The organism is Sphingomonas sp. Leaf339, assembly GCF_001426195.1.
Lineage (GTDB): Bacteria > Pseudomonadota > Alphaproteobacteria > Sphingomonadales > Sphingomonadaceae > Sphingomonas.
Window position 1 is genome coordinate 1 of record NZ_LMRS01000007.1, and the last position, 25,743, is coordinate 25,743.

18 protein-coding genes, 2 pseudogenes and 1 other annotated feature are annotated in these 25,743 nt (G+C 65.3%); of the genes and pseudogenes, 10 read left to right on the plus strand and 10 right to left on the minus strand.

Annotated features, from left to right (window positions below):
- On the plus strand, positions 1-163 hold a 163-nt coding region (locus tag ASG67_RS06470; protein ID WP_156460685.1), incomplete at its 5' end, for a transposase.
- Here the strand turns inward: ASG67_RS06470 and ASG67_RS18230 are convergent.
- From ASG67_RS18230 to ASG67_RS06490, 3 genes and pseudogenes are all read right to left on the minus strand, one after another.
- A pseudogene (locus tag ASG67_RS18230) lies at positions 151-1,027 on the minus strand (IS3 family transposase); the annotation flags it as partial. The gene ASG67_RS06470 and the pseudogene ASG67_RS18230 overlap by 13 nt on opposite strands.
- Positions 633-749 (minus strand) — a sequence feature (AL1L pseudoknot). (Overlaps the previous pseudogene by 117 nt.)
- 186 nt (positions 1,028-1,213) lie before the next feature.
- Positions 1,214-2,542: an HlyD family type I secretion periplasmic adaptor subunit gene (locus tag ASG67_RS06485; RefSeq protein ID WP_056527286.1), complete on the minus strand. Its 1,329-nt coding sequence runs from the start codon at positions 2,540-2,542 to the stop codon at positions 1,214-1,216.
- Positions 2,543-2,553: 11 nt separating this feature from the next.
- Positions 2,554-4,287: a type I secretion system permease/ATPase gene (locus ASG67_RS06490; protein WP_235535079.1), complete on the minus strand. Its 1,734-nt coding sequence runs from the start codon at positions 4,285-4,287 to the stop codon at positions 2,554-2,556.
- A 316-nt stretch (positions 4,288-4,603) separates the two neighbouring features.
- Here ASG67_RS06490 and ASG67_RS19675 point away from each other — a divergent pair, with 316 nt between their 5' ends.
- The 9 genes and pseudogenes from ASG67_RS19675 to ASG67_RS06540 all read left to right on the plus strand — a co-directional run bounded on the left by ASG67_RS19675 (position 4,604) and on the right by ASG67_RS06540 (position 18,883).
- Positions 4,604-8,170 (plus strand): M10 family metallopeptidase C-terminal domain-containing protein, encoded by a 3,567-nt coding sequence (locus ASG67_RS19675; RefSeq protein WP_056527289.1) that lies wholly within the window; start codon positions 4,604-4,606, stop codon positions 8,168-8,170.
- A 25-nt stretch (positions 8,171-8,195) separates the two neighbouring features.
- A complete protein-coding gene (gene pelG, locus ASG67_RS06500) occupies positions 8,196-9,593 on the plus strand; it encodes an exopolysaccharide Pel transporter PelG (protein WP_056527292.1) in 1,398 nt (465 codons plus the stop codon).
- Positions 9,593-10,489 carry an endo alpha-1,4 polygalactosaminidase gene (locus ASG67_RS06505; protein WP_235535080.1) on the plus strand — a complete coding sequence of 299 codons (897 nt, stop codon included), beginning with the start codon at positions 9,593-9,595 and terminating at the stop codon, positions 10,487-10,489. The genes pelG and ASG67_RS06505 overlap by 1 nt, the downstream gene beginning before the upstream one ends.
- Positions 10,486-12,603, plus strand: a complete 2,118-nt coding sequence (locus tag ASG67_RS06510; protein WP_056527297.1) for a hypothetical protein — start codon at positions 10,486-10,488, stop codon at positions 12,601-12,603. The genes ASG67_RS06505 and ASG67_RS06510 overlap by 4 nt, the downstream gene beginning before the upstream one ends.
- On the plus strand, positions 12,600-14,105 hold the full coding sequence (locus tag ASG67_RS06515; protein WP_056527299.1) for a hypothetical protein: 1,506 nt from the start codon (positions 12,600-12,602) through the stop codon (positions 14,103-14,105). The genes ASG67_RS06510 and ASG67_RS06515 overlap by 4 nt, the downstream gene beginning before the upstream one ends.
- The gene (locus ASG67_RS06520) at positions 14,102-15,055 is read left to right on the plus strand and encodes a hypothetical protein (RefSeq protein WP_056527301.1); all 954 of its coding nucleotides are present in this window, start codon (positions 14,102-14,104) and stop codon (positions 15,053-15,055) included. The genes ASG67_RS06515 and ASG67_RS06520 overlap by 4 nt, the downstream gene beginning before the upstream one ends.
- Complete coding sequence (locus ASG67_RS06525; RefSeq protein WP_056527304.1) at positions 15,052-16,020, plus strand: hypothetical protein; 969 nt, start codon at positions 15,052-15,054, stop codon at positions 16,018-16,020. Before ASG67_RS06520 ends, ASG67_RS06525 begins: the two co-directional genes overlap by 4 nt.
- Positions 16,017-17,519 carry a GT4 family glycosyltransferase PelF gene (pelF, locus tag ASG67_RS06530; RefSeq protein ID WP_056527307.1) on the plus strand — a complete coding sequence of 501 codons (1,503 nt, stop codon included), beginning with the start codon at positions 16,017-16,019 and terminating at the stop codon, positions 17,517-17,519. Before ASG67_RS06525 ends, pelF begins: the two co-directional genes overlap by 4 nt.
- Before the next feature lie 178 nt (positions 17,520-17,697).
- Positions 17,698-18,883 (plus strand): annotated as a pseudogene (locus tag ASG67_RS06540) (IS3 family transposase).
- Positions 18,884-18,994: 111 nt separating this feature from the next.
- Here the strand turns inward: ASG67_RS06540 and ASG67_RS06545 are convergent.
- The 7 genes from ASG67_RS06545 to ASG67_RS06575 are packed head-to-tail and all read right to left on the minus strand — an operon-like array spanning position 18,995 to position 25,261.
- Entirely contained in the window at positions 18,995-19,858 is an 864-nt protein-coding gene (locus ASG67_RS06545) for a glycosyltransferase family 2 protein (RefSeq protein ID WP_235535081.1), read from the minus strand.
- Positions 19,843-20,424, minus strand: a complete 582-nt coding sequence (locus tag ASG67_RS06550; protein WP_056527310.1) for an SAM-dependent methyltransferase — start codon at positions 20,422-20,424, stop codon at positions 19,843-19,845. Before ASG67_RS06550 ends, ASG67_RS06545 begins: the two co-directional genes overlap by 16 nt.
- Positions 20,421-21,095 (minus strand): PIG-L deacetylase family protein, encoded by a 675-nt coding sequence (locus ASG67_RS06555; RefSeq protein WP_235535082.1) that lies wholly within the window; start codon positions 21,093-21,095, stop codon positions 20,421-20,423. The genes ASG67_RS06550 and ASG67_RS06555 overlap by 4 nt, the downstream gene beginning before the upstream one ends.
- Positions 21,092-22,195 carry an acyl-CoA dehydrogenase family protein gene (locus tag ASG67_RS06560; RefSeq protein ID WP_056527313.1) on the minus strand — a complete coding sequence of 368 codons (1,104 nt, stop codon included), beginning with the start codon at positions 22,193-22,195 and terminating at the stop codon, positions 21,092-21,094. Before ASG67_RS06560 ends, ASG67_RS06555 begins: the two co-directional genes overlap by 4 nt.
- Entirely contained in the window at positions 22,192-23,238 is a 1,047-nt protein-coding gene (locus ASG67_RS06565; RefSeq protein ID WP_056527316.1) for a glycosyltransferase, read from the minus strand. The genes ASG67_RS06560 and ASG67_RS06565 overlap by 4 nt, the downstream gene beginning before the upstream one ends.
- The gene (locus ASG67_RS06570) at positions 23,235-24,167 is read right to left on the minus strand and encodes a glycosyltransferase (protein ID WP_056527319.1); all 933 of its coding nucleotides are present in this window, start codon (positions 24,165-24,167) and stop codon (positions 23,235-23,237) included. Before ASG67_RS06570 ends, ASG67_RS06565 begins: the two co-directional genes overlap by 4 nt.
- Entirely contained in the window at positions 24,164-25,261 is a 1,098-nt protein-coding gene (locus ASG67_RS06575) for a glycosyltransferase (RefSeq protein ID WP_056527322.1), read from the minus strand. Before ASG67_RS06575 ends, ASG67_RS06570 begins: the two co-directional genes overlap by 4 nt.
- Positions 25,262-25,743 lie beyond the last annotated feature (482 nt).

The window sequence follows — 25,743 nt, forward strand, 5'->3', positions numbered from 1 at the left end:
GCCGGTCAGATACGACAAGCGCCGCTACCGGCGCCGCAGCCGCATCGAGATCATGTTCGGCCGTCTGAAGGATTGGCGCCGCGTCGCCACTCGCTACGACCGTTGCCCAACCGTCTTCTTCTCTGCCATCGCGCTCGCGGCCACCGTCATCTTCTGGCTATGACCAATGAGTCCTGACCCTAGGACGAAGCTGGCATGTACTGTCCTGCTGGCGCGCCAGCCCATGATCCGGCGAGCGTAGGTATCGATGACGAAGGCGACGTAAACGAACCCCGCCCAGGTTGCGACGTAGGTAAAGTCCGACACCCACAGCCTGTTCGGCGCCGGAGCACGAACTGACGGTTCACGTGGTCGAGCGGGCATGGTGCTGCCTTGTCGCTGATGGTCGTGCGCACTGGCTTGCCCCGGATCACGCCTGCCAGACCCATATCGCGCATCAGCCGTTTCACGGGACATCGCGCGACCGCAAAGCCCTCCCGCATCATCTGCCGCCAGACCTTGCGCACGCCGTAGACCGCAAAGTTCTCGGCGAACACACGGGCTATCTCGGGCTTGAGGGCCAGATCTTCCCGTGCCCGAGCCGACAGGCGCGTAGCATCCTGCCGCTGTGCGACATGCTTATGATAGGTGGATGGGGCGATCGGCAGCATCTTGCAGATCGGCTCGACCCCGTAGGCTTCACGATGCTCGTCGATGAAGCCGGTCATCGCTTGAACGGGCGGTCGAGCTCCGCCCTGAGAAAATACGCTGACGCCTTGCGCAGGATCTCGTTGGCCTGGCGAAGCTCGCGGTTCTCGCGTTCCACGCCTTCAGCTTGTCAGTAACCTCGGTCGGAACCCCGGCGCGCTTGCCGCTGTCGACCTCGGTCTTCTTCAACCACTCATGCAGCGTCTGTGGTGCGCAGCCGTCTTCTCCGCAATTGAAACCACCGCCGCCCATCGCGGCGGTGGTCACGCTCGTGATCCAGCACCATCCGCACCGCTCGCTCGCGGACCTCAGGCGCAAACTTGTTCGTCGTCTTGCTCATACAGGCTCCACCTTCTCAGGAGTTGGTGCCTCCGACAAACACAGGGCGGTTCAGTGGACCGATCAGAGCCCACCCATCATCGGATAATCCGATCAGCGCGCCCAATTACCGGAAGACTGCTCTGAACCAACCGAGCAGACCCTTATCAACCTCTGTCCACGAAGCCGGCAGCACCTCGGCGTGGTATCAATGCTCGCGAAATGACGACCAGAAGCCGCTCGTTATGGGCTCCAACGCGTATTCCAGCGCCGTTCGGGCTCGTAGTGGAACCAGTACCTCTGCCGGCAACCCAGCGCGCAAGGTGGCCTTATGGTCGCCCGTTCCGATAAGCCGGAGTTCGCTTGGCGGGACAATGATTTCTCCGGTGTAATAGGCCTGGCCCGAATGATCGTCGACGAAGCTGTCCGCCGACAGCTTCGTCAATCGCCCCTTCATATCGGCCAGCGCGCGGTTGTGCAGGGATGGGAAGCGGACCATCGCTTCCTGACCGAGCTTCAAATCGTCCGCGTCATCGGTCGAGAAGCGCGCCTGCACGATCAACGGTGCGCGATCCGGCACGATGTCCATCAGCTTTTGTCCGGCATTGATGACGCCGCCAGCGGTGAAGACCGATAGGCCGACGACCGATCCGGTGGCCGGCGCGCGGATCATCGTCCGGGCGAGCTGGTCACGTGCCGCGGTCAGTTTCGGCAGCACTTCGCCTAGCGCCGTATCGACCTCGCGCAGCTCGGCTGCCGTCCGTTCGCGATAGGTCTGCTGCGCCTGCAGGCTTTGCAGCACATTCTCCTGCGCCGACTGGCGGCTACCACCGATGCTGGCATCGTACTGGCCCTCTTGCCCTTGCAACTGCGCCCGTAAGCGTTCGAGCTCGCGGACGCGGGTCTGCGCGACGAAGCCACGCTGGGCGAGGGGCGCAAGCGCGGCCAATTGGGAATCGACCAGTCGTAGCTGCTCCGCCGTCGCTTCCACCTGACGCGTATAGCCACGGCTCTGCGTCCGTGCCTGTGCCGCGCGCTGGCCGAGCGCACCGCGTTGCGCGGACACCGTCGCGCGCCGGGCGGACAGTTCAATCTGTTGCGCGCGGAGCGCCTGATCGGCGAGCGGACGGTCCTCGTCCGACAGACTTGCGAACTCGACAGGCGGGGTGAGGCGGCCCTGCCCGGTCTGTTCGGCCAGCAGGCGCGCGCGCTGTGCCAGCAGACGAATGGTATTTGAGGCGAGCGCCCGTTCCTGCGCCTGCACCTCCGGCGCGGCAAGGGCGATTAGGGTCTGGCCGCGACGGACATGCTGCCCCTCGTGCACCATGATCCGGCCAACGACACCGCCGTCGCGGTGCTGCACCGCCTGACGCTGCCCCGACACCACGAGTTGTCCCGCGGCATGGGCCGCCGCGTCGAGCCGCGCGAATGCCGCCCATCCGATCAGTCCGATAAAGAACAACAGCGCGACGATCGTGCCGGTGCGGATGTCGGACGTCGGGTCCATCCAGCGCGGCGGGGCGGACCGTGCGGTCATCAAGCGACCGCTCACAGCGCCACCGTCCGACGCTGTGGTGCGGCAGTGACGGTAGGTGCCGGTTTCAGGGCATTCATCACTTCATCCCTCGGGCCGAACAGCGCGACGCGGCCGTCGCGCATCACCAGAATCTTGTCGACCGCCGGCAGCACCGACAACTTGTGGGATACGATCACGATCGTCTTGCCCTGCGCTTTCAGCCGGGCGAGGGCGGCGACCAGCAGCGCATCGCCATCGACGTCGAGATGCGCATTTGGCTCGTCGAGCAGCAGGATGGCGGGATCGCCAAACACCGCCCTGGCCAGCGCGACCCGTTGCGCCTGCCCGGCCGAAAGACCTACGCCGCCGGCACCCAGTTCATAGTCATAGCCACCGGGCAAACGGACGATCAGGTCGTGTGCGCCGATCGATTGCGCCGCGGCGACGACCGCCCGGTCGATATCCTCGCGATCCGCCTCCAGTTCACCCGAGAAGCGCGCAATATTGTCGCGCACCCGACCGGCCAGCAGCGCCGTGTTCTGCGGCAGGAAACCGAGCGCGCGGGTCAGCCGCTCCTGATCCCAGTCGGTACTTGCCGCGCCGTCGAACCGGATGGCTCCGCGGTCGGCGGGCATCGCGGTGGCCAGCAGCCGCAACAGGGTGGATTTTCCGCCGCCGCTTGGCCCCAGGATCGCCAGCACCTCGCCGGGGGCAAGCGCGAAGCTGACATTGTCGACCAGTGGTCGCTCATGGCCCGGCAGGACCGCGGTCAGTCCCTCCGCCGCGATCGCGCCGCGCGGAGCCGGCAGAACGGTGGGTTCAATGGGTGTGCCGTGGCCGACCAGTGCTGACAGCGAGGTATAGCTGTTGCGAGCCTGCACCAATCCCTTCCACGCGGCGACCAGTTGTTCGATCGGCGCCAACGCGCGGGCGATCAGGAAGGACGAGGCGAAGATGGCGCCCGGCGATATCTGGCCGTCGATCGCGAGTAGCGCGCCGAGACCGAGTGCCAGCGACTGCAACGCCAACCGAACGAATTTTGTCGCAGCGAGATAGAAGCCGCTGGTGAAACCCGCCGATGTTGACAGGTCTCGTGCGACCTCGCGCTGCCGCACCTGTCGCGCCACGGTGCTGCGCCGCATGCCGAGCGCCCGTACCGCTTCTGCCGATGAAAGAAGCGCATCCTGCGCGGCATAGGTCGCGACCGCCGCTTGCTGGGCGTGCTTCATCTTCGTCCCGGTGGCGACCTCGTTGCGCCAGGCGATGCACGGCAGCAACAGGCCGCCGAACAGCGCGACGGCGCCGATCGCCGGATGCACCAGAAAGCAGATGAGGATGTAGACGGGCGTCCATGGCGCATCGAACAGCGCGAGCACACCAGGGCCAGTCAGCGTCTGGCGCATCGCATCGAAATCGCGCAGCGCCTGCCGGCTGGCAGGCGCGTCAGGGCGATGGATCGCGGCATCCAGGATGGCGGGAGCCAGTGTCACGTCCAGCACGACACTGGCCCTGACCAGCAACCGCATGCGAACACGATCAAGCACGGCGATCACCAGCAGCGACGCCATCAGCACGATCGTGAGGAACAGCAACGTCAGGTGGCCATGGGTCGGTACGACCCGGTCATAAACCTGAAGCATGTATAAAGTCGGGGCGATATAGAGCATATTCAGCAGGGCGCTGAACACGCCGCCGGCCACCAAATGCCGCCGACATGCCGCCAACGCGGCCTGCATCGACCCGACCGGTCGTTCCGCCCCTGCCATTCCGATATGCCCTCCGCTCGTGCATCCCCCTGACCGGAATGCCGAAATTTCTACGCCGGGTTCAAGAAACGAACCGCCGTTGCGGCGTAATACCGTAGAATTATGATCAAATCATAATGGTCGCTCCGCGTGTTCCAAATTGGAACATCGCCATTTTGGTTTCAGGGGCCGGGTTACCGAGACGCTTGTTCCGTGATAGCTGGCCTAACAACGGGGTTATTCAGCAGAATACGACAGCGCGGGTTAACTATTGGCAGAATAGTCATTCGGCTACTTTGGCAACGGGAGGCGCTTGTCTACATCGGGGGAAGTAGAAATGGCTGTTCAGCATAGTCCGATCCGTATCGACGGCACACTGGATGAGTGGGTCGAGGGTGATCGCATCGATGGCACTGCCCCCGTCAGCGGATATCGAGTCTATGGAACGTCGGACACCAGCACCTATTCGATCGCGCTGACGTCGCCCACGGCCATCGGCGCCAATACGACGATCTGGCTCAACACAGATCGCAACGCATCCACCGGGTATCAGGTGTTCGGCTTTGCCGGCGGCGCCGAATACAACATCAACATCGCTGCCGATGGCACCGCGTCGCTCTTTACGGGCGCGGCCGGGCAGACGCTGGTCGCGGCCAACTTGCTGATGGCGCGATCGGCCGATGGCAAAACCATGGAAGTGCAGATTCCCAAGGCGCTGATCGGCAATCCTCCCGCCATCAACATCCTGACCGACGTCAACGATGCGACCTATATTCCCGGCAATTATTCCGGACCCCAGTATACGATTTTCGGCGACACCGGCATCGTCCCCGACGCCGGCAAGCGGGTCGCGATCGTCTATTCGGAAACGACCGCGAAGAATTATTTCAGCGAAACCGCCTATGCACAGCTGTTCATGGCTGCCCAGTCGCAGGTGATGCAGGCGGGCGTGCCGTTCGATATCCTGACGGAGAAGGATCTGACCAGCCTGCAGACGCTGGCGAAATACGACACGATTGTCTTCCCGTCGTTCCGCAATGTGCAGGTCGGATCGGTTGATGCGATCACGGCTACGCTGGAACAGGCGACCCGCCAGTTCGGTATCGGTCTGGTCGCTGCCGGCGAGTTCATGACCAACGGCGCCGACAACGCGGCACTGGCCGGTGACTCCTATGGCCGCATGAAGCTGTTGTTCGATGCGACGCGTATCACCGGCGGTTTTCCGGCAGACGTCACGCTGAACTCGGCGGATACGAACCACCTCGTTCTCGACAATTACGCTGCGGGCGAGACGATCCGCCAGTACACCGGTGTCGGCTGGACCGCGATCGGCAGCGTCAGCGGCACGGGCACTACGATCGTCACCGAAACGGTGAACGGCCAGAACTACACCGCCGCACTGGCGACGCAGACCGCGGGCGGCGGTCGCAACGTTCTGTTTTCGTCCGAAGCGGTCATGGCCGACAGCAATCTGTTGTGGCAAGCGGTCGATCATTCGGTGAACGGTGCCGGCGTATCGGTCGGCTTGGAGATGACGCGCAACAGCTCGATCGTCGCATCGCGCACCGACATGGACCAGAGCCAGTACCGTGACGAGGTGAACCCGGCGAACAACGCAGCGGGCATCTATGACAAGCTGCTGCCGATTCTCGAAAGCTGGAAGAAGGATTTCAACTTCGTCGGCAGCTATTATGTCAACGTCGGCAACGATGCGGCTGCCGACGAGACGACCGACTGGACGGTGTCGGGTGCCTATTACAAGCAGTTGCTGGCGATGGGTAACGAGCTTGGCTCGCATAGCTATACCCATCCGGAAAAAACCAACCTTCTGACGCCGGCAGAGGTGGCGTTCCAGTTCGGCGAAGCACGCAAAGTGCTGGAACAGGAAATGTCGAAGGTGCTGGGTTATGCCTTCACCGTCGGCGGCGCCGCCGTACCCGGCGCGCCGGAGACGCTCGGCACCTCGCAAGAGATCATGAAGTACGTCGATTATCTGTCGGGTGGCTATGCCGGCGTCGGTGCCGGGTATCCCAACGCGTTCGGTTACATCCAGCCGGGCACCGACAAGGTGTATCTGGCCCCAAACACCAGCTTCGATTTCACGCTCGTCGAGTTCCAGGGCAAGAGCCCGGCGCAGGCCGAGGCCACATGGGCGGCCGAATGGGCTGCGCTGACCGCCAAGGCGGAAACGCCGGTCGTGATCTGGCCGTGGCACGATTACGGCCCCACCGCTTGGACCGCGGACGCGACCGGTGCGCCTAGCAAATACACGCAGTCTATGTTCACCAACTGGATCGAGCGGGCCTACACCAGCGGCGCGGAGTTCGTGACGTTGCTGGATCTGTCGCAGAGGGTCAGCGCCATGTCGCATGCCACGCTGACAACCAGCATCGTCGGCGATGTCATCACCGCCAAGGTCGGTGCGAGCAACATCGGCACCTTCGCCCTCGACGTCGACGGGCAGGGCAGCAAGGTCATCAAGAGCGTCGCAGGCTGGTATGCCTATGACGAGGACAGCGTGTTCATGCCGGCCAGTGGCGGTACGTTCACGATCACGCTGGGCACCGTCGCCGACGACGTGACCCACATCACCGCGTTGCCAATGCGCGCCTCGCTGATCTTGGTGAAGGGTGATGGTCGCAACCTAGCCTTTACCGCCGTCGGCGAAGGCAGCGTCACGATCGATCTGGCCGCAACCGGCACGGATTGGGTGAAGACGACGGGCGCCACGGTGGTGTCGCGGACGGGCGACATCCTGACCCTAGCGCTGGGTGCGATCGGCAGCCATGACGTGGCGGTCGGTTATGTGGCGAACGTGGCACCGGTGCTGACATCGGGTGCGGGCAAGGCCAGCATCGCGCTGACGATCCTCGAGAACAGCACCGCGGTCGCCACGGTCGCGGCGACGGACGCCAATGCGGTGCTGGGCGATGTCGTGAAATACACGCTGGCGGCTGGCGCGGACGCCGCGCTGTTCGCGGTCGACGAAAAGACGGGTGTGCTGAAATTTATCGCGGCACCGGATTTCGAAACCCCGCTCGATACCGGCGCGAACAACGTCTACAACGTCACCGTCCTGGCCAGCGATGCCCGCGGCGCCAGCACGGCGCAGGCCTATGCCGTCACGATCGGCGACGTCGCGGGCGTCAACCTGCGCGGCGGATTGTTCAATGACACCCTGACGGGTAGCGGCGAGAACGATACGATCGACGGCAGCTGGGGCAACGACATCCTGTACGGCCGTGGCGGCAACGACACGATGATCGGTGGCCTGGGCGACGATACGCTGTACGGCGAAGACGGTCACGACAACCTCACGGGCGATTCCGGTCGCGACCTGCTCGACGGTGGGGCGGGCAACGACACGCTGAACGGCGGATCGGGTGAGGACAAGCTGTATGGTCGTGCCGGTAACGACACGCTGATCGGCGACACTTATGACGATTATCTGGATGGTGGCGACGGCGACGACTTCCTGGACGGGGGTGCCAATGAAGATACGTTGATCGGTGGTGCCGGCAACGACATCCTCGATGGCGGCAGCAGCGAAGACATCCTGACCGGCGGTGCCGGGCGTGACATCTTCCGGTTCAGCAAGGTATCCGACACGGGCACCAGTCGCGCTAGCCGCGACGTGATCACCGACTTCGTTCGCGGCGAGGATCGCATTGATCTGTCGCTCATCGACGCCAACACGCGCGTCGCCGGCGATCAGGCGTTTACGCTGCTGTCCGGCACGAACGCCAAGTTTACGGCGCCGGGCCAGCTCCGCGTGGTCTATCAGGTGATCGACGGGGTCGAGCATACCATCGTCGAAGGCAGCACCGATGCCGGCTCGCTTGCGGAATTCTCCGTCGATCTGGTCGGTCACTTCAATCTTACCCCCTCCGACTTCATGCTCTGAGGCCGGAACGGACGGCGTCATCGACATGGCAGGTATCGGCTTCAAGCTGGCGCGCATGGCGCAGGTCGGCGGCATCGGTGGTGTCGTGGCGGCGGCGTCGCATGGCGCGATCATCAGTTCGGGACCGTGGTTGATGGCGGCCGGTGCGGTGATTGCGCTGGAAGCGTGGGGCCAGCATCATGCGGGTCTGGCCGCGACCGGCGCGTTGCAGACGATCCTCGTCTATGCGTTCAGCCTGTCGGCGCTCGCGGCGGCGCCGACCATCGCTGTCGCCACGCGCGTGATGTCCGATCTTCTCTACGCCAAGCGACACGAACAAGTGCCGGGCATCCTGGTCGCCGCACTGGCGAGTGCGGCGGCGATCTCGGTACCGATCGGGGCACTGGTTTTTACCTTTTCCGGGCTGGTACCGGTCGATCAGTTGGCGGCCACCGCCATCCTGACGCTCCTATCCCAAATCTGGGTCGCGAACCTGTTCCTGACTGCGACGCGGCGGCACTGGGCGGTGCTGACAGGCTATGCCGGCGGTATCGGCGTCGTCGTGGTGATCGGCGCGCTGGCGCCCGACGTATCGATGCGCGGCCTGTTGTGGCTGACATTGGCGGGGGTCGCGGTGACGACGACCGTGCTGGTGCGTGCGGTTCGCCACGGTTTCCTGGCGCCGCCGATCTGGCCGACCGATTGGGCCGCGGCGCATCGCCGTCATGCGCATCTGGCGATCGGTGGCACGCTGGCCACGTTGGCAATCTGGATCGACAAGTGGATCATTTGGTATGCCGCCGATGACAGCGTGGCGGGATTGTCGATGCTGCGGTTCCATCCGGTTTATGATCCCGCCAGCTTTCTCGGCCTGTTATCGCTGGTGCCCGGTTTGACGCTACTGCTGGTGGCGACGGAGACGCGATTCGACCGCAGCTTCGCAGTGCTGATGGCCGCCTGCACGGGAACCGCGCCGATCGCGGGGATCCGTCGGGCGCGGCGGGCCCTCATCAATACCGTCCTGCACGATGTCCGTCTGCTGACGGTGGCACAGGCGACTATCGCCGCCGCGTTGTGGGTGCTGGCGCCGGAGTTGTTCAAGCTGATCGGGGCCGATCCGCGCGGCATCTTCGCCTTCCGGTTTACGGTGGTGGGAGCGGTATTTCACCTCGTGACGTTGTTCTTCACGATCATCCTGTCCTATTTCGACCTGGCCGGCCGCGTGCTGATGGTCTGGACGATGTTCTTCGTGGTCAGCGCGGCGACTACGCTGGCGACGGTTCATGCCGGGTTCGCCTGGTACGGCTGGGGTTATCTCGCCGGCGCCGTGATCGCCGCGATGACGGGTGTGATGCTGGCTGGTCATGCGCTCTGGGACCTCATCTACCTCCTGTTCGTCGGCAACAATCCCGCGGTCGTGGGGGAGCGCCGTCGATGGGCGTGATGGCGAAACCCTCCGCCGCCCGTCGCTGGTGGCGGGTGGTGTTCCATGCCGGGCTGGTGCTGGCGATGGGACAGACGAACGCGTGCGCCAAGCCGGCCCGCGATCCCCGATTTCCCGCCGGTACAGACTGGCGCTGGGCGATCGATTATGGGCCGGCAACCGATGCGACGCTCGCCGGCCAGTACGACGTGCTGGTGCTGGAGCCCGATCACGACCGGACGCCGGCATCGCTGCGCCGGCCGGGTGGGTTGGCGATCGGGTATATCAGCCTGGGCGAGGTGGAGAAAAGCCGGCCGGCGGCGGCGGCGCTCGCGGCGGCGGGTGCGCTGCTGGCGGCCAATCCCCATTGGCCCGACGCCCGTTACGCCGACCTGCGTCATGCGCGCTGGCGGGCGGAGGTGTTGGACCGACTGGTCCCGGCGATCCTGGCCAAGGGGTATAACGGGATCTTCATGGACACCCTCGATAATGCCGAGGCGATGGAACGAGCCAATCCGATCGACAATGCCGGAATGGTCGATGCCGCGGCATCGCTGGTGCGCGCGATCCACGAACGGTTTCCCGCCGCCATCATCGTCATGAACCGCGGTTATGCGTTGCTGCCGAAGGTCGCCGACGCGATCGACGGCGTGCTGGGTGAGGCGATGGCGACGCGCTGGAATTTTCGCACCCGCACCTATGATACGCTGAGCGAAGGTGATTGGAACTGGCAAGCCGCGCGGTTGCGTGCCGCGCGTCAGGCCAATCCGGCGCTGGCGCTGATGACGCTGGATTATTGGGAGCCCGGCGATGCCGCCGGGGTGCGCGCGCTGTATGACCGTGAGCGGGCAGCCGGTTTCGTGCCATATGTATCGGTGCTCGCGCTCGACCGGATCGTGCCGGAGCCAGGCCGGTGATTGCCGCCCGTCGCGCACCGCTGATGGCGACGCTGGGTCTGGCAGCGGTCGGTGCCGCGCTGATCCTCGGCGCGGGAGGATGGTTGCTCGCGCCCAGCACCGGCGAACAATTGAGCGCGGCGATGGGGACGGGGGATCGATCCGCCCTCGCGCGGCTGACGCAGGACGCCAAAAGTGACGATGCCGGTACGCAGGCATTGCTCGCGCGTTCGCTGTTGACGGCGGGGAAGGCAGATGAGGCGCTGGCCGCGCTCGCGCCGGTGGCCGCGGCGCATCCCCGCGATCCGGTGTTGATCGCGCTGATGAGCCGCGCGCTGGCGACGGCAGGCCGGCAAGGCGAACGCCTGAAGCTGCTGCACGACGAGGCCGTCCGCACCGGAACGGAAAAGGCCTTGGGGGAGCTCCGCGTCGTCGCGCTCGCGGCAAATGATGGCGCAGAAGAGCGGTTTGCCCTCACGCAACTGGCGCGGCAGTCGCGGCTGGATGGCGATGGTATCGAACGACTGGCGTATCTGGAGGAGCGGGCGGGTGCCGGTGATAGCGCACGGACACGGCTGGCCGAACGCTGGATGGCCGGCGCGTCGATGTCGACCGATGCCTTGCAACGATTGCTGCGGCTGTCGTTGAAGGACGCCGACGCGGCTACGATCGCCACGCTGGTCGATACGCTGAGCGAACGCAGTGCCGAGCCCGGCCGGGCAAGCGTGATCGACGAACTGGCGGCCCGGCAGCGGCCGCAGGTCGCGCTGGCGCTCGCCAGCGATCCCAAGGGTGATGGGCCGGCGCTCTGGCGGCGTCGGGCCGAACTGACGATGCGCGTCGGCGATGCGGCCGGTGCGCGGGCGCTGCTGGCCACCGCCACGGCGCGGGCAGGCGTAGCGCCGCCGCAGGATATCGTCGCCGTCGCCTATTCATTGCAGGCGCCGGACATGATCCTGACGGCGGCGGAACATGGCGCGATACCGCGGCCGGATGCCGCCCTGACGCTCGATCTTGCCCGTCGGTTCGCGACCCGGCCCGCCCTCATCGCTCGGCTCGACCGCGTGGCGGGTGCGGATTGGCGTCGGCAGGACCCATGGCTGGCGATGCGACTGGCGGTGGTGGCCGACGATCGGCCGGCCGCGCTGCGCTATGCTGACATGGTGGCGCCGGCGCAGCGCGATGCGGCGCGCGAGGACTTGCTGATCCGGTTCGGCGATCGTGCCGGTCTGCAGGCGCAGTTGTTCGATCGCGCCCGCCGCGATCCGGCCGGGCGGGTGGCGCTGGCTGAACGGCTGTTGTCGATCGGCGCGCGGAACGAGGCGGCCGGGTTATTACAGACGATGGCGCTATCGCCGGACGATGCCGCGACGCGCAGGCTATTGTATCTCTGGGGGCCGCGTCCGGCGCCGGACGCGCTGGCATGGTTGCGCGAACGGGTGGCCCGGGCCGAGAACAACGATGACCGGCTCCGCTGGCTGATGCTTTATGCCCAGCGCGATGTGCCACAGGCGGCGTTACGTGTGCTGGAGAAGCATCCGCTCGCCGGGCAGACGCCGGTGCTGCTTTCGCGGCTGGACCTGTCGGCGGAAACGGCCGATCCGGGTGCCAACGAGCGCGCATTGCGACCCCTGCTGGATGGGCGAGCGTTGTCGGCGGCCCAGTTGCGGCTGATGACGGCGACCGCCATGCCGACCGTCGATCGCGACCTGCGGCTGGCGCTCACGCGCCGTCGGATTGCGGCCAATGCTGCGTTGCCAGCAGATCGGATGGACATCGCATGGGCGGCGTGGAACGCCCGTGATCTGGCTTCGGCGCGGTCTGCCGTCACCGACCAACTCGCGGCGCACCCCGAAGATGCGACGGCGGCAACGTTGATGGCCGAGATCGAGACGAAGCAGCATGGCGATCGTCGCGCCCGGCCGTGGTTCGAGCGGGCGTTGGCTATCGGTAAAGGCGACAGCCGGGCGCGGGTCGCGTTGTTGTCGCGGCTCGGTCGCACGGATGCGGCATTGGCGATGACGCGGCGGTTGCGGGCGGTCGCTGCTACCGACAAGTCGCTGATTGCCGATGAGGCACGATTGCTGATCGCCGCCGGCCGACCCGGTGACGCCAGGGCGTTGTTCTTGCGATGACGATAATCCTTTTTGCCCTTGCCCTAATCGACGCACCGGCCGCCCGGCAAACGCCCAGCGCGACCCCCGAACCACCTGTCGTGGCAACCAGCGAACTCGTGCTCGATTGGCCGGCCGACGCCGCTCTGTCGATGGAGACCGATGGCGCCGAGACCATAGTCCGGTTCGGCCGTGGTCCGGATGCGGCCGCGCTCGACGCCTTTCGTCAGCGAGCCGGTGCCGATCTGGGCCGGATGGAATGGAACGATACCAGTATGGTCATCCGGCCGGCACCCAACCGCCGGTTCGTGTCGACGGTTGCTGGCGATCGACTGACGATCAGGGTGATCCGCGATGCACCAATCGCCATGACCGTACCGGCCGAGCCCCTCGATTATGCGTTGGCGCAGGCGGCGGCGGATGCGGCCGCCGGCTATCCCGGCCGGTCGCGTCGGCGCCTGATGACGCTCGATCGGCAAGCGCCCGGCGACCCGCAAGTCGCCCGCGCGCTGGCCGATGCCGATACTGCGCGCGGGGCCACGGCGCGTGCCGCCGTTCGCTATCGCACGCTCGGGGCGACCGACACCGTAGCACGCCGGACGATCCGCGCGGCCGCGGGCGAGATGGCGACCGTCGCTACGGTGCGCGACGGCCGTGGCTTCACGCAGGCCGAGGCGAGCCTGCGCGTCGCGGTTCCCGTTCTTCTAAGCCCGACCGGCACTGATGTCGTGATCGGCGGGGCAGTGCGCCGATTCCAAACCAGCGCTGATGCTGTCGTCACATCGGCCGGCACTATTCGGTCGCTGCGGCGTGGCACCCTGTTCGCCGACGTAACCGGTAGTATCGGCAATGCGGCAACCCGGCTGGAGTTGCAGGGGGCCGTGAACCTCACGGACACTCGTGCGGGGCTGGGCGGCCGGCTGGTCGTTGGCCCAGCCGAGCGCGAGGGGCGGGTGATCGGCGGGTGGCATTTGCCCGATGTCTCGACCGCGGAGCAGGCGTTGCTGGGCGGTTACATCGACCGCTGGGGTGCGGGGGGTACGCTGCGCCTGTCGCCGGCGCTGTCGGTACAGGGTGATGCCGTACGTACATTTTATGGACTGGGCCGCGAAGGAACGCTCGCCCGGACGACCGTCGTGACCGGCGGCTTCGACGCCACGGTGCGACGGATGAAACCCGCCATGACCTTGTTGTATCGACTAGAGGCGGAATATGTCGACCGGCTGGTCAGGCGGCCCGGTGGAGCGCTGTCCCTGCCATTGGTCGACCGGGAAAATCATACCGTGCAGGCATTGATCGCCGAGCAACTGGGCGCGTGGCGGATCGCCGGGGCGGCGGGTTGGACGTTCGATCGCTTCGGCGGCAACGGCCCCACCGCCACGCTGACGGTGGCCGGATATCTCGACGACGCCTGGCAGATCGAGGCCGCGGGCGGCGTCAGTTCGGTTCAACGACCCAATCTAGTCGGCACGCAGGTGTTCGCGCGGGCGGGGATCAAATATAGCATGGGGCCGCTGCCATGAGGGCGAAGCAATTGCTGCGGATCAACGCGGAACTCGCGATCATGATTGGCCTGCTGGTGCTGATCGACGTCAAGTTCGTGGGCGGGACGGCGTTTGCGGCGCTTAACCCCAATCCCCTTTGGCTGCCGGTGCTGGCAATGGCGCTGGGATATGGCAGCGGCATGGGGTTGCTGGCGGCGGGAGTGGCCTCGGCCTATTGGTTTGCCATACCGCATGCGGCAATGGCGCTTGACGAGGACCCCTTCCATTACATGCTCGCCCGGTCTTTGCCGCCGCTGATGTGGGCGGCGGCGAGCGTGTTGGTGGGTGAACTGACCTATGTCCGCCAGCGTCGGATCGCGTCGCTGGAGCGGCGCGGCCGTCGGACGGAGGATGACTTGGCCACGGCGACGAACGCTTTCCGACTGGCGAGTGAAAACGCCCATGCGCTTCAGATTCGCATCGCGGTGGACGAAGTCGGGGTGGGCCGGGCGATCGAGGCGGCCACCGGGCTGTTCGATCCGGACAGGGGGCGGTTGCCCCAGACGATGTCGCGCCTGGTGGCGATGGATGCGCAGGCGCAGGATTTCACCATCTATACGCCGGTGGCGGGATCGTGGCGTGCGTTCGCGCAGGGGCAGGAAGCATCTGGCCGCCCCGACTATCTTGCCGGAGCACTGGTTAATGCGATCCTGGCCGCACCGCAGGCGGTGACGCTGGCCGATCCGTCGGCGGGCGCTTTGTTGGGTCGGGTCGGCGTTATGGCCCTTCCGGCGCGTGATGCACGGGCTACCGTGCGGGCGATCCTGATGTTCCATCATCTGGAACCGGAGCGGTTCAGCCGCCGCGGCATCGTCGATCTCGATGCGGTCGCATCGCGATTGGCAGCGTTGCTCGCGATATTGCCCACCGATGTCGCGAGCAATCAGCCGCCACGGTTCCAGATGGCGATCACCAGCGACGCCGCGTGATCCGGCCGCTGATCCTCTGGTCAATGGTGGATGTGATGGCGATGGCGTTGCCGTCGCTCCATCCGGCAGCCTATCCCTTGTTTGCGCCGGTCCATGTGTCCGCCACGCTGGCCGCGCTGTTGATCGCGCGGCGATCGACGGACTGGCGGACGGTCGGTGGCTGGATGCTGTGGCTGGGCGCGGCATTCGGGCCGATCGGCTTGCTGGCCATGCGCTTGGCGACGCCCGTGCTGGCCCTCCGGTTTCTGGCGCTGGATTCGGCGCGGCTGGCGCTGCCGGAGCCGGTGGAGGACGACGCCTGGACCGACGATCGCTCTATCCATATCGCGCCGCTCAGCGGCGAAGCCATCAACCTGCCCGATCCGGCGCAGCTCGGTTCGCTGGTATCGGTGTTCCGCCATGGCAGCATCGCGGACCGGCAGATGGCGATCGAAACCGTTGTCGCTTCCTATGAACCGCGATTGTCGAGCATCGTCGCCCGTGGGCTGATCGATGACGATCAGACGATCCGCGCGCTGGCGGCATCGGCGGCGACGCGGGCCAACCAGATATTGTTGCAGCGGCGGCGGCGGCTGGAACGCGCCGTGGCGATGCAGGGTCATCCAGACGACCGGTTGGCGCTGGCGCAGTTGCTGGCCGATCATGGCGAACACGATGTCCTGATTTCGGAAACCGGCCGCGCCCGCCTGCGCAACGACGCGGTGGAGGAAATGCAAGGGGCGCTGGCCGTCCTGCCTCGTCCCGATCAGCGTTTCACGGCAGCGGAGGCGTTGCTGCACCGTTTGCGGCCCCGACGCAAGGATCCAGCCCGGCTGCCGCTCAGGACGGCGCTTGACCTGCTAGTCCGCGCGCGTGACGTGGACGGGCTGGCCCAGCGCTGTGCCATGACCGATGCCGCCGCGTTGCCGCCGGGCGATCCGCTGTACGAGGTTGCGCAGTTCTGGCGTGGGGTCGCGCGCGCTTGACGGGTTCGCCGCATGCCGACGTATGCCTGATCGTCGAGGGTGCGTACCCGTACGTCGTGGGCGGTGTCGCCAACTGGTTGCAGGATTTGATCGGCGGCCTGCCCGATTGCCGGTTCGCGATCGTCGCAATCAAGCCCGATGCCACGCGGATGCCTTGGCGGCTTCAGCCCCCGTCCAACGTCGTGTCCGTCACCGAAGTATCGCTGGCGCCGGGATTGGACGTCGTGCCCCGCCGCCGCCGGCCGGCGGATGTCGCGGTGATCGCCGAGATGCTGCTCGCCTTTCTTGAGGAGGAAGGCGAACCGCCACTGGCGGCCCTGTTCGCCGCGCTCACTGCCAGCAAGCACCCATGGACTCCGGCGGAGTTGCTGACGCATCCCGTGCTGTTCCAGGCGATCGTCGCCTATGCCGAACGTACGATGCCTTCGGCATCGTTCCACCATGTGTTCTGGGCGACGCGGACGCTGCTCGGCGGACTGCTCGCGGCATTGCTGACCCCGCTGCCGATCGCGGCGCGCTATCACACGATCTCGACCGGTTTCGCCGGGCTGATCGCGGCGCGTGCGGTGATCGAGCACCGGGCGCCGGCGATGATTACCGAACATGGTATCTATCTGCTCGAACGGCAGATCGAGATCATGATGGCTGATTGGATCGGATCGCATGCGGGGCAGGGGCTGACGCTGGATGCCGACGTGCCGGGCCTTCGCGAGTTATGGCGACGAGCGTTCCGCAACTATGCCCGGCTCTGTTACGATCACTGCGACCCGATCATCGCGCTGTATGCGGCCAACAATGCTGTGCAGGCGCGGCTGGGTGCCGCGCCGGAGCGGCTACGGGTCATTCCCAACGGCATCTACCTCGATCGCTTTGCGGGTATTGCGGTGGCGCAGAACCCCGAAAAGCCGCTGGTCGCGCTGATCGGACGCGTGGTGCCGATCAAGGACATCAAGACCTTCATCCGCGCCGCCGCGATCGCCCATCATGCCTGTCCGACCGCCGAGTTCGCCATCCTCGGGCCGTTAGATGAAGACGGCGATTACTATGACGAATGCCGCGCGCTCGTGACCGTGATGGGGATGGACAAGGTGATTCGCTTCACTGGGCGGGTCCGGGTCGATGAATGGCTGCCACGGATCGACGTCGTGGTCCTCACGAGTCTTTCCGAAGCGCAGCCGCTCGTAATCCTTGAAGCCGGGGCGTTCGGCATCCCCGTGGTCGCGCCCGACGTCGGCAGTTGCCGGGAGATGCTAGAGGGCGCGCAGGGTGACGATGCGCATGGCGGCATCATCACGCCGCTGGTCGATCCGGAAGCCACGGGCAAGGCGATCATCAACCTGCTCGCCGACCCCGCCCGCCGCACGGAATTTGGCAAGTCGCTGCGCGATCGGGTGAAGCGCGATTATGATCAGACTTCGGTCATCGCCCGGTATCGAAAGCTCTATCTGCCGATCGCAGATGGGCCGAGTGCTGCGATGTGGTCCGGATCTGGGCGGTAAACGTTGCTGACTTGGTCCATCTCCGACAATGAGCCATACCTGATGTGCCCATTGCGCGGCGGTGAGCCGCCAGAGGTAGCGCAAGGCCACTGGCCTATCGCCTGAAAAAATAGAGGTTTGAGCTGCTGTCGGTTTCGTGGACACCGAGATGAGGTGTTTTTGAGACCAGAGAGCGTGAATGCAACGACGGAAGTTAAGCCGCGAGTTCAAGCTCGAGGCGGTGAAGCTGGTTCGGGAGCGCGGGGTGTCGGTATCGCAGGCGGCGCGCGATCTGGACTTGCATGAGAACGTGCTGCGCATGTGGGTTCGCGAATAGGCGGCGGATTCCGGATCAGTGTTTCCCAGGCATGGGGTGATGAAGCCAGAGCAGCAGGAGGTTGAGCGTCTGCGCCGCGAGCTTGCCCGGATGAAGGCGAAGCGTGACATCCCAAAAAAGCGGCGGCCTACTTCGCCAGGGACTCGATATGAGGCTCGAGGTTGTAGCGAAGCACCGAGGGATCTGGCCGGTATTGTGGATCTGCGAAGCGCTCGGTGTTTCGCGCAGCGGCTTTCACGCTTGGCTGGTTCGGGCACCCAGTGCCCGCGCTCGCAGCGATGAGGCGTTCGGCGCCAGGGTCCGCGCCAGCTTCATCTCCAGCTATCGGACGTACGGTGCGCGCCGGGTCTGGCACGACCTTCTGGCCGAAGGCCATTCATGTGGTTTGCATCGCATCGAACGGCTGATGCGTGTGCAGGGCCTCAGGGCCCGTCCGCGACGTCGTGGCTTGCCCAAGGACGACGGGCTGCGGTCGGTCCTCGCCGACAACATCCTCGACCGCCAGTTCACCGTCGAGGCGCCCAACCAGAGGTGGATCGCTGACTTCACCTGCATCTGGACGGCCGAAGGGTGGCTCTACGTCGCTGTCGTCATCGAGCTGTTCTCGCGCCGCGTGGTCGGATAGTAGATGAGCGACACCATGACCGCTCAGCTCGTGACCGATGCACTGATGATGGCGATCTGGCGACGCGGAAAGCCTGACGCCCTGCTGCATCACTCGGACCAGGGCAGCCAATACACGAGCGAGAAGTTCCAGCGGCTGATGGCTGATAATGGCGTCACCTGCTCGATGAGCCGGTCGGGCAATGTCTGGGCGAAGCAGGCCAAGGTTCCGGCGATGCGAATCATCGGTGGAAAGCCAGCGAAGGGCAACGCGGCGATGGATAGCTTCTTGTCGTCGATGAAGACCGAACGGATCGCCCCGAAGACATATCGAACGCGCAATCATGCGGAGGTAGACGTGTTCGATTAGATCGAGCGCCTCTACAATCCAACGCGACGCCATTCGACCCTGGGCTATCTCAGCCCCATGAACTTCGAGCGATAAGCGCAGGTAGCTTAACCTAGGGTCCGCGAAACCACCAGCAGCTCAAAGGTTCGGAACCTAAAACACACCTTCAAGATCTCGATCTCAAAGCCAAAGTGGCTTTTCTTCTACCTAATCATCAGATGTCGAGAGTAGGCAGCTAGCCTGCACCTCAGCGGCGGTCGGTTGTCGGCGCACGATGATTGTACCGTTCGTCACAGAGATCAGCCCCAATGCCGCAAAACTATCGAGCCATCCTTGCATCGGCCAGCGGTCCCATATTTCATGAAACAGCCGTGCATTGCGGACGATGTCGGCGAAATGCTGAAGCGGTGGTTCGTAGTTGGCATGATGCTGATGGCAGGCCACTGCTCCACCAACAAACAACAACGGCACTCCTGCCGCATCGGAGCGGAAACCGAAATCGGTATCTTCCGCTCCATAGCCACAAAAACGTTCATCGAAGCCGCCCAGCTGAGTAAACCGTAATCGGCGGATCGCAAAAGCGAGCGACCAGAAAAGACCCGGATTGAACTCGCGCCGAATACCCTCCGCTGGAAATGCTCGCGCCGGATGGGGCACACCCGCGGCGATCAGGTCCTCCTCACGCCAGTCGCCCCGCGCGTCTTTGGGTCCGAGATAACGCACATCCGCACACAGCAAAGCGTCATGCCGGAAGAGCGCCGCGCTCATTGTCATCAGGCAGGTGTGCAGCGGGATACAGTCCACGTCCAGGAACAGCAGATGCTCGCCCGTCGAGGCGGCGACGGCTTGATTGCGCGCGGCGGCTAGCGGCAGTCCGTCGGTCGCTAACCGCACGATTTTTATGGGAAAGTTCACCACCGGCGTCGCGAGCGCCACGTCGCTCATATCCACCACGATCAACTCTTGCGGGCGCAACGAGGATCGTCGCAGACCCTCGACCAGTTGCGCGAAGTGGCCCGGCCGATTGCGCACGATGGTGAGAACGCTCGGAGCGATCACACCCGTGCCCACCGGTCGAGCCGATAACCTTCGGCACGTTGCACACACTCGACGGTGATCGCCGCACCCAATGCCGCCCGCAATTTCGCCGTTGCGCCGTCGCCGGTCTGCGGATAATCGGTGTCACCTGTCCAGTGGACCAGCACTATCCGCCCACCGCTCACCATCCGAGCGGACAGCCAGCTGGCGGCCCGCGACAGATCGTCGTCGCTCCAATAATACGCCACCTCGGACAGCAGGACGAGGTCGAGCGCCGTTACCTCAAGTGTCTCACCCGGAAATGCTCTTTGATAGAACCGCACTTGCGGCAAGTCCCGGCATCGCACTCGCGCCCGCTCGATTGCGCCGGCCGCGATATCGATCGACAGAAGATGCTCGCAAAGTGGCGCCAGCCGCTCCGTAAGCACACCATGCGCGCAGCCGATCTCGAGCGCCGAGGCATAACGGCGATCGTCTAGAACGTCGATCGTGTGAGCGAACTTTGCCGCTTCGTACGCGCTGCTCGCCAATGACCAGGGATCGTCGTCGCCGGCGAATATGCCTTCGAAATAATGGGCATCCAGACTGCGATCGGTCATGCGCGATTTGTTTCAAGATGAAGAATGTCGCGCGCCGGCATCCGCCACGCTGCCCGCGCTACGCGAAAACCCGGCCCATAGGCGACGCTCGTCTGGCTGCGATGCGCCATCAGCGCATGGCGACGCTGGCCGGGTAGCATGGCGCGGGTCCGTAGCGTCCGCCTGGCCGCCCGCACCGCGGGGTCGGTCCACACCCGATAGCCGAACACCGCGACCGGGCGCCGCGCCGCGCGCACCGCCGCGCCTGCCAGCACATGGAATGCGGTGTGATCGCAATGCGGCTCCTGCGCGCCCGTTACCGCGATCGCATCTACCCGGCGCGCGCGGATAAGCGTCGCGAGCGAACGTACGCTCGCCCGCCATGCGGCGCTATTCAGCGCATGGGGATGCGCGTCCGGCCAGCCCAGGAAGACCGGAGCCCCCGCGCGTGCCGCCAGTCGCCGTACCGCCAGCGCCGCCTCGCGTCGGCGAACCCATGCCAGCCACGACCCGCCCGCATCATGCGATCCCGCACCGTCGGTGAGATATACCACCCCCGCCAGCAGGCCCGCGCCGGCGGTTTCCTTAATCAGCGCACCAGCACCCAATGTCTCGTCATCGGCATGCGGCGCCAGCACTAACCAGCGTGCACGGGCATAACGACTGGCGTGCAGAGGTTGCGCGATGCTCACCACCACGCATCCTCACCCCAGCAATCATGATCCAGCCAGTCAGTCACCGCCGCATCGCGCACCTGGTCCGGCCCCGCCTGGCGCAAATAGAGGCTTAGATCGCGGATGATCTTGTCGACGCGCTGACCGGCAAAGGCGCTGCGCGTCCCCACCAGCCGCGCGGCGTGCTCCATTACGTCTAGCCCGGCACGCTCCACCACGCCGCGCGTCATCCGCGCGAACGCGGCAGCGTCCCGATCCTCGCCCGCGGCGCGCACCGCCGCCTCGCGCACCCACAACCCGGCGGTGCGCGTCGCAACGATCGCCTGCCCGAACGCCGCCCGCGCCAGTGGATCGGCGCGGGCGGGCTCTGACAGCGTCGCCCGCGTCTCCGTCAGCAACGCCTCGATCCCGCCAAGTTGTACCGCGGTGAAGCGCCATGCGCCGCTGGTGAAGCGCGGCTCGCGATCATAATCGCCGGGCGCTCCCAACAACCTATCTTCATTCATCGGATATCCGGTCAGGTCATACGCGCCACTCATGCTCGCGCGCATTCCCCGCACCCGCCAACCGCGGGCATCGGTGCACGCCGCATCGTCCGCCGCAACGACTGCCAGCCGTCGGTCGCCGCTCGCCGGCTGCACCGTGACGACCGCATAGGCAATGCCGCCCGCGCCGCTGGCGAAACTCTTGGCCCCGCGCAGCACAGGCCCACCGTCTGTCTCGACCAGCGCGACGCCCGGCGCTGGCTCGGTCGCCCACACCCCGAACACCGCGCCCTGCGCCAGTACGCTGCCCAGCCATGCGCGCTGCACCGACGTCGCATACCAGCCAAACAGCGACACCGCGTTGACGTGCCCTTCATACAGCCGTCCGACGCTCAGGTCACCGCGCCCGACCCGGCGCAGCGCATCGAACATCGCTCGGTGCCGCGCATCCTCATTGGCGAACTGCTCGCCCCCTGCCTCCACCGGCGCGAACCGCACGAGCAAATTGGCGCGCGCCAGCGCGCTGATGCTGTCGGCGGGATGCGAAGGCACTTCGTCATACCCGGCCCCCAGTCGCGCGAGTTGGCCGACCAGCGGATCATCCATTACCGGCAACAATCCCGTATCATTCATGACCGTCCACCCCGATCAGCCAGGGCGCACAGATAAGCGGCCGCCCGTGCTGCCCCATTAGCATCTTGAAGCTCGCGCGCCGCTGCCGGATCGAGCCGTTCCGCCGTAGCAATCAGCGCCGGCCAATCATTGTTTAAGCTGTTATCACCCATCACTGCCACGCCCGCCGCCACCAGCCGCGCCGCCTTCGCGCGCTGTTCGCCAAACGGCCTGTCCTCGGGCAGACAGAGAAATGGTCGGCCTGCCGCCAGAACGGTGCCGACCACGCCGTCGCCAGCACTGCCGATCACCACCCCCGCCCGCGCGATCCGTGCATCAGCATCGTCCACCCAGCCAAGGATCTGCAAATTGCCCGGCTCATCCGCCACCGGTGTACAAGGCCCGATGATGGTCCACGTCCGGTCGGCGGTCGCCCGCGCCGCCTGCGCCCACGCCGCGCCATCACCTTCCGCTCCGCCCTGGCCGATCACCACGACAACCGATCGCGGCTCGACCGGCTGCGACCAAGTTCGCGCATCAAGTTGCGTGACGAGACCCGGAAAATAGCGTGTCTTCGCCCGCACCCATTTCGGCACCGCAGGATCGTCCAGCACCTCCGCGAAGGGCGCGAGCAGCATCGTCGCGGCGCGGAAAGCCTGTTCGTGCGGACCATCGTTGCGTAGACCACTCAGCCGGACGTACACCACCGGCACCGACGCCAGCCGCGCGAGCATCGCGATCTCGCAAGACACATCGACCACCATCAGCGCCGGTTTTGACGTAGCGATCCACGCAGTCATCGCCGCCACGCGACGCCGGATGCCGTCATGGTCGATCGGCGCATAATGCAGCGCGGGCGGTCGGCTCGCGTCGCCGTCTACGCCATCGAACGTATCGTCCATCCGGTCGTCGGGCAGATCGACGCATGGATGCGCGCCCGTCAGTCCGGTCAGCCTGGTACCGATCAACGTCACCCGTCCGTCAGCGTGATCTGTAATCGCCATCGCCCGCGCCCGGTGCCCGGCGCCATGGTGATGGACATAATAACCGATCGCTCGGCTCACGCGGCGACCATCGACAGCGGCATGTCCGCTGGCATCGGAGGCAGTCGCTCCTCCGCCGCGAGCATGGCGGCCGCCCCGTTCGTCGCCCGTATCGCACGCCGCCAGGCAGCCCGCCGTCGCCAGTGATCGAACGCAGGCAGATGCGGCTCGCGTCCTTCTTCAATCACCGCCGCAAGCGTCCGCATCGCCGCCGCCATCCCATCCGCGGCTCGGCCTTCGCTACGCGCCGACACCCGCGTCCAAACCGCTGTAGGATGCGCCAACCGACCGCCCGCCGCGACACCGGCGATCACCAGCGCTCGGTCCTCGCCGGTCGGGATCGGTGGGACGCCACCGGCTGCTTGATAAAGCACGGCATCGATGGCTAAGCTGGCACCGGTATGGTCACCGTGGCGCGGGGCGGGATCATTGGAGGAGGGATCGATTGCGTCTTCGATAGCGCGCACCGCCGCCCAATATTGATCGAGCCGCGCTCGCATCGCCATAATCGCAGGATCGATCGGCTCGGCATCGTCTAGTTCGATCCGCCCGCCGACGATATCCGCGCCAGCCGCAATCGCCGCCAGATTGGCGGCGATCCAGTCGGCGGGCGGCCTGCAGTCGGCATCGGTCGCGATCAGCACTCCTTTGCCTTGAATGAGCTCCAACCCCATCGCCATCGCCCGCCCCCGCGCGCTGCCAGCATGGGCCAAGGCGGCTGGAAACACCTGATCCTGCACGCGCACGTCCAACCGACCGGCGTGACGCGCAACCACTGCGGTGGCGACGCCTACGCTGTCGTCGTCGCTGTTGTTGATGCATAGCGCGACCGGGATGCGACCTGTGACCGTCTGTCCGGCCAGTGCCTCCAGCAGCACCGGCAACCGCGCCGCCTCGTTGCGCGCCGGCACGCAGACGCAAAAGCGTCGACTGATTGCCGCACCCTTCATTCCGCTGCCACCAGATCGGGGATCGCGGAGGGCGCCGATCGGGTCGCCGTGATCATCTCGTGATACAGCGCCTCATATTCGTTGATCATCACCTCCGCGTCGCAGATCGCCTCAGCCCGAGCCCGGCATGCCGCCCGGTCCAGCGTCATTGCCCGCACCGCCGCCTGCGCCAGCGAAGCAACATCATCCGGCACCGCCAGCACGCCGCTCGCCGTAGACAACAGGCTGGGGATTGCCCCGCGGGCGAACGCCGCAACAGGGGTGCCGCAAGCCAGTGCCTCCGCCACTACCAAGCCGTACGGCTCGTCCCAGCGCGGCGTGCACAGGAATGTGCGTGCGCCGGCGATCAGTTTTGACAGGGCACCATGGTCGAGATGTCCTACATGACGGATGTCATCGTCCAGATGTGGCGCCACCTCGGCTGTAAAATAGTCAGGGTCGGATATTGGGCCCGCGATCCGCAGCGGCAGACCCACCGCCCGCGCCGCGGCAATCGCCATATGCACCCCCTTTTCGGGCACGATGCGCCCGTACCAGACCAAGTATGGGTCGACATCCGGCTGCTCTCGATAGGTGAAGCGATCGAGGTCGATACCGTTTCCGACAACTCGGTCGATAGCGACAATCGGCGACCACAGCGTCCGGATCGCTTCCGAGACTGTCACGAAACGCGCCGTATCGCCCCGACATAGCCGAATACCGCTTTCCAGCCAGCAAAATGGCGGCGTGTGCAGCGTCGTAACCATCGGCATCGGCAACGTGTCGGCCATCGCGACCGGCAGATAATGCAGCGAGTTATTGTGGACGATATCGAACCCACCATGACGCAACATCGTCATCAGCGTCAGATACGCATGATGCTCACGAAAGAAGACAATGTCGGTCGCCTCGGCAATTCCTGTTTCCAGCAATGCGGTTTCCTCGCAGATCGCGGTCAGCCCGGTGGCGGGATCCGATCGCGTGGAGGCGAACAGCGTCACCTCATGGCCGCGCGTGCGCAACGCCAGCGCCAACAGATGCGTGTGCATCTCCAAACCGCCTGCAAACGGTTCGACGATCGCATGCTTCAGGTGGGCAATGATCGCTATATGCATCAGAAGGGCTGCATCCGTTCGATTGAGCTTCCGTAACGATCCAGAATGGCAGCGTGGTTCCCCTATTTTAGGGGAAATCATATCAACATGAATCAGTTTTCGGGTAAGGGATGGCAAATCGAAATGCGTGCCTGTTGATGTGTGCAGGACTTTTTTATCATATGATACAAGGCAGAAGACTAAGCGAGTGTTAGGGGTGGGGGCAAGGCTTATCGGTCGTAGCCAAAAGATGACTGTGGCACTGAGGGCAACAGCGTAGGCGAAGACCTGCGGTAGCGGTTTTAGCGAGTGGCGACATGCACCAGTCCTTCAGACGGCTGAATATGATTTCGATGAGGCTGCGGCGCTGGTCGTATATGCCGGTTCGCTGAGAGATCGGCCACTTAGGGTCAGGACTCGTTGATTACAGCCAGAAGATGACGGTGGCAGCGAGAGCAACGGCGGAAAAGAAGGCCGTTGGGCAGCGATCGTAGCGGGTGGCA

Bases quoted from the DNA above. Each gene is read 5' to 3' on its own strand.
- ASG67_RS06490 (WP_235535079.1), bottom strand. From the start codon at position 4,287: ATGGCAGGGGCGGAACGACCGGTCGGGTCGATGCAGGCCGCGTTGGCG.
- ASG67_RS06575 (WP_056527322.1), bottom strand. From the start codon at position 25,261: ATGCATATAGCGATCATTGCCCACCTGAAGCATGCGATCGTCGAACCG.
- ASG67_RS06505 (WP_235535080.1), top strand. From the start codon at position 9,593: ATGGCGAAACCCTCCGCCGCCCGTCGCTGGTGGCGGGTGGTGTTCCAT.
- ASG67_RS06570 (WP_056527319.1), bottom strand. From the start codon at position 24,167: ATGAAGGGTGCGGCAATCAGTCGACGCTTTTGCGTCTGCGTGCCGGCG.
- ASG67_RS06550 (WP_056527310.1), bottom strand. From the start codon at position 20,424: ATGACCGATCGCAGTCTGGATGCCCATTATTTCGAAGGCATATTCGCC.
- ASG67_RS06560 (WP_056527313.1), bottom strand. From the start codon at position 22,195: ATGAATGATACGGGATTGTTGCCGGTAATGGATGATCCGCTGGTCGGC.
- ASG67_RS19675 (WP_056527289.1), top strand. From the start codon at position 4,604: ATGGCTGTTCAGCATAGTCCGATCCGTATCGACGGCACACTGGATGAG.
- ASG67_RS06520 (WP_056527301.1), top strand. From the start codon at position 14,102: ATGAGGGCGAAGCAATTGCTGCGGATCAACGCGGAACTCGCGATCATG.
- ASG67_RS06515 (WP_056527299.1), top strand. From the start codon at position 12,600: ATGACGATAATCCTTTTTGCCCTTGCCCTAATCGACGCACCGGCCGCC.
- ASG67_RS06485 (WP_056527286.1), bottom strand. From the start codon at position 2,542: ATGACCGCACGGTCCGCCCCGCCGCGCTGGATGGACCCGACGTCCGAC.
- pelG (WP_056527292.1), top strand. From the start codon at position 8,196: ATGGCAGGTATCGGCTTCAAGCTGGCGCGCATGGCGCAGGTCGGCGGC.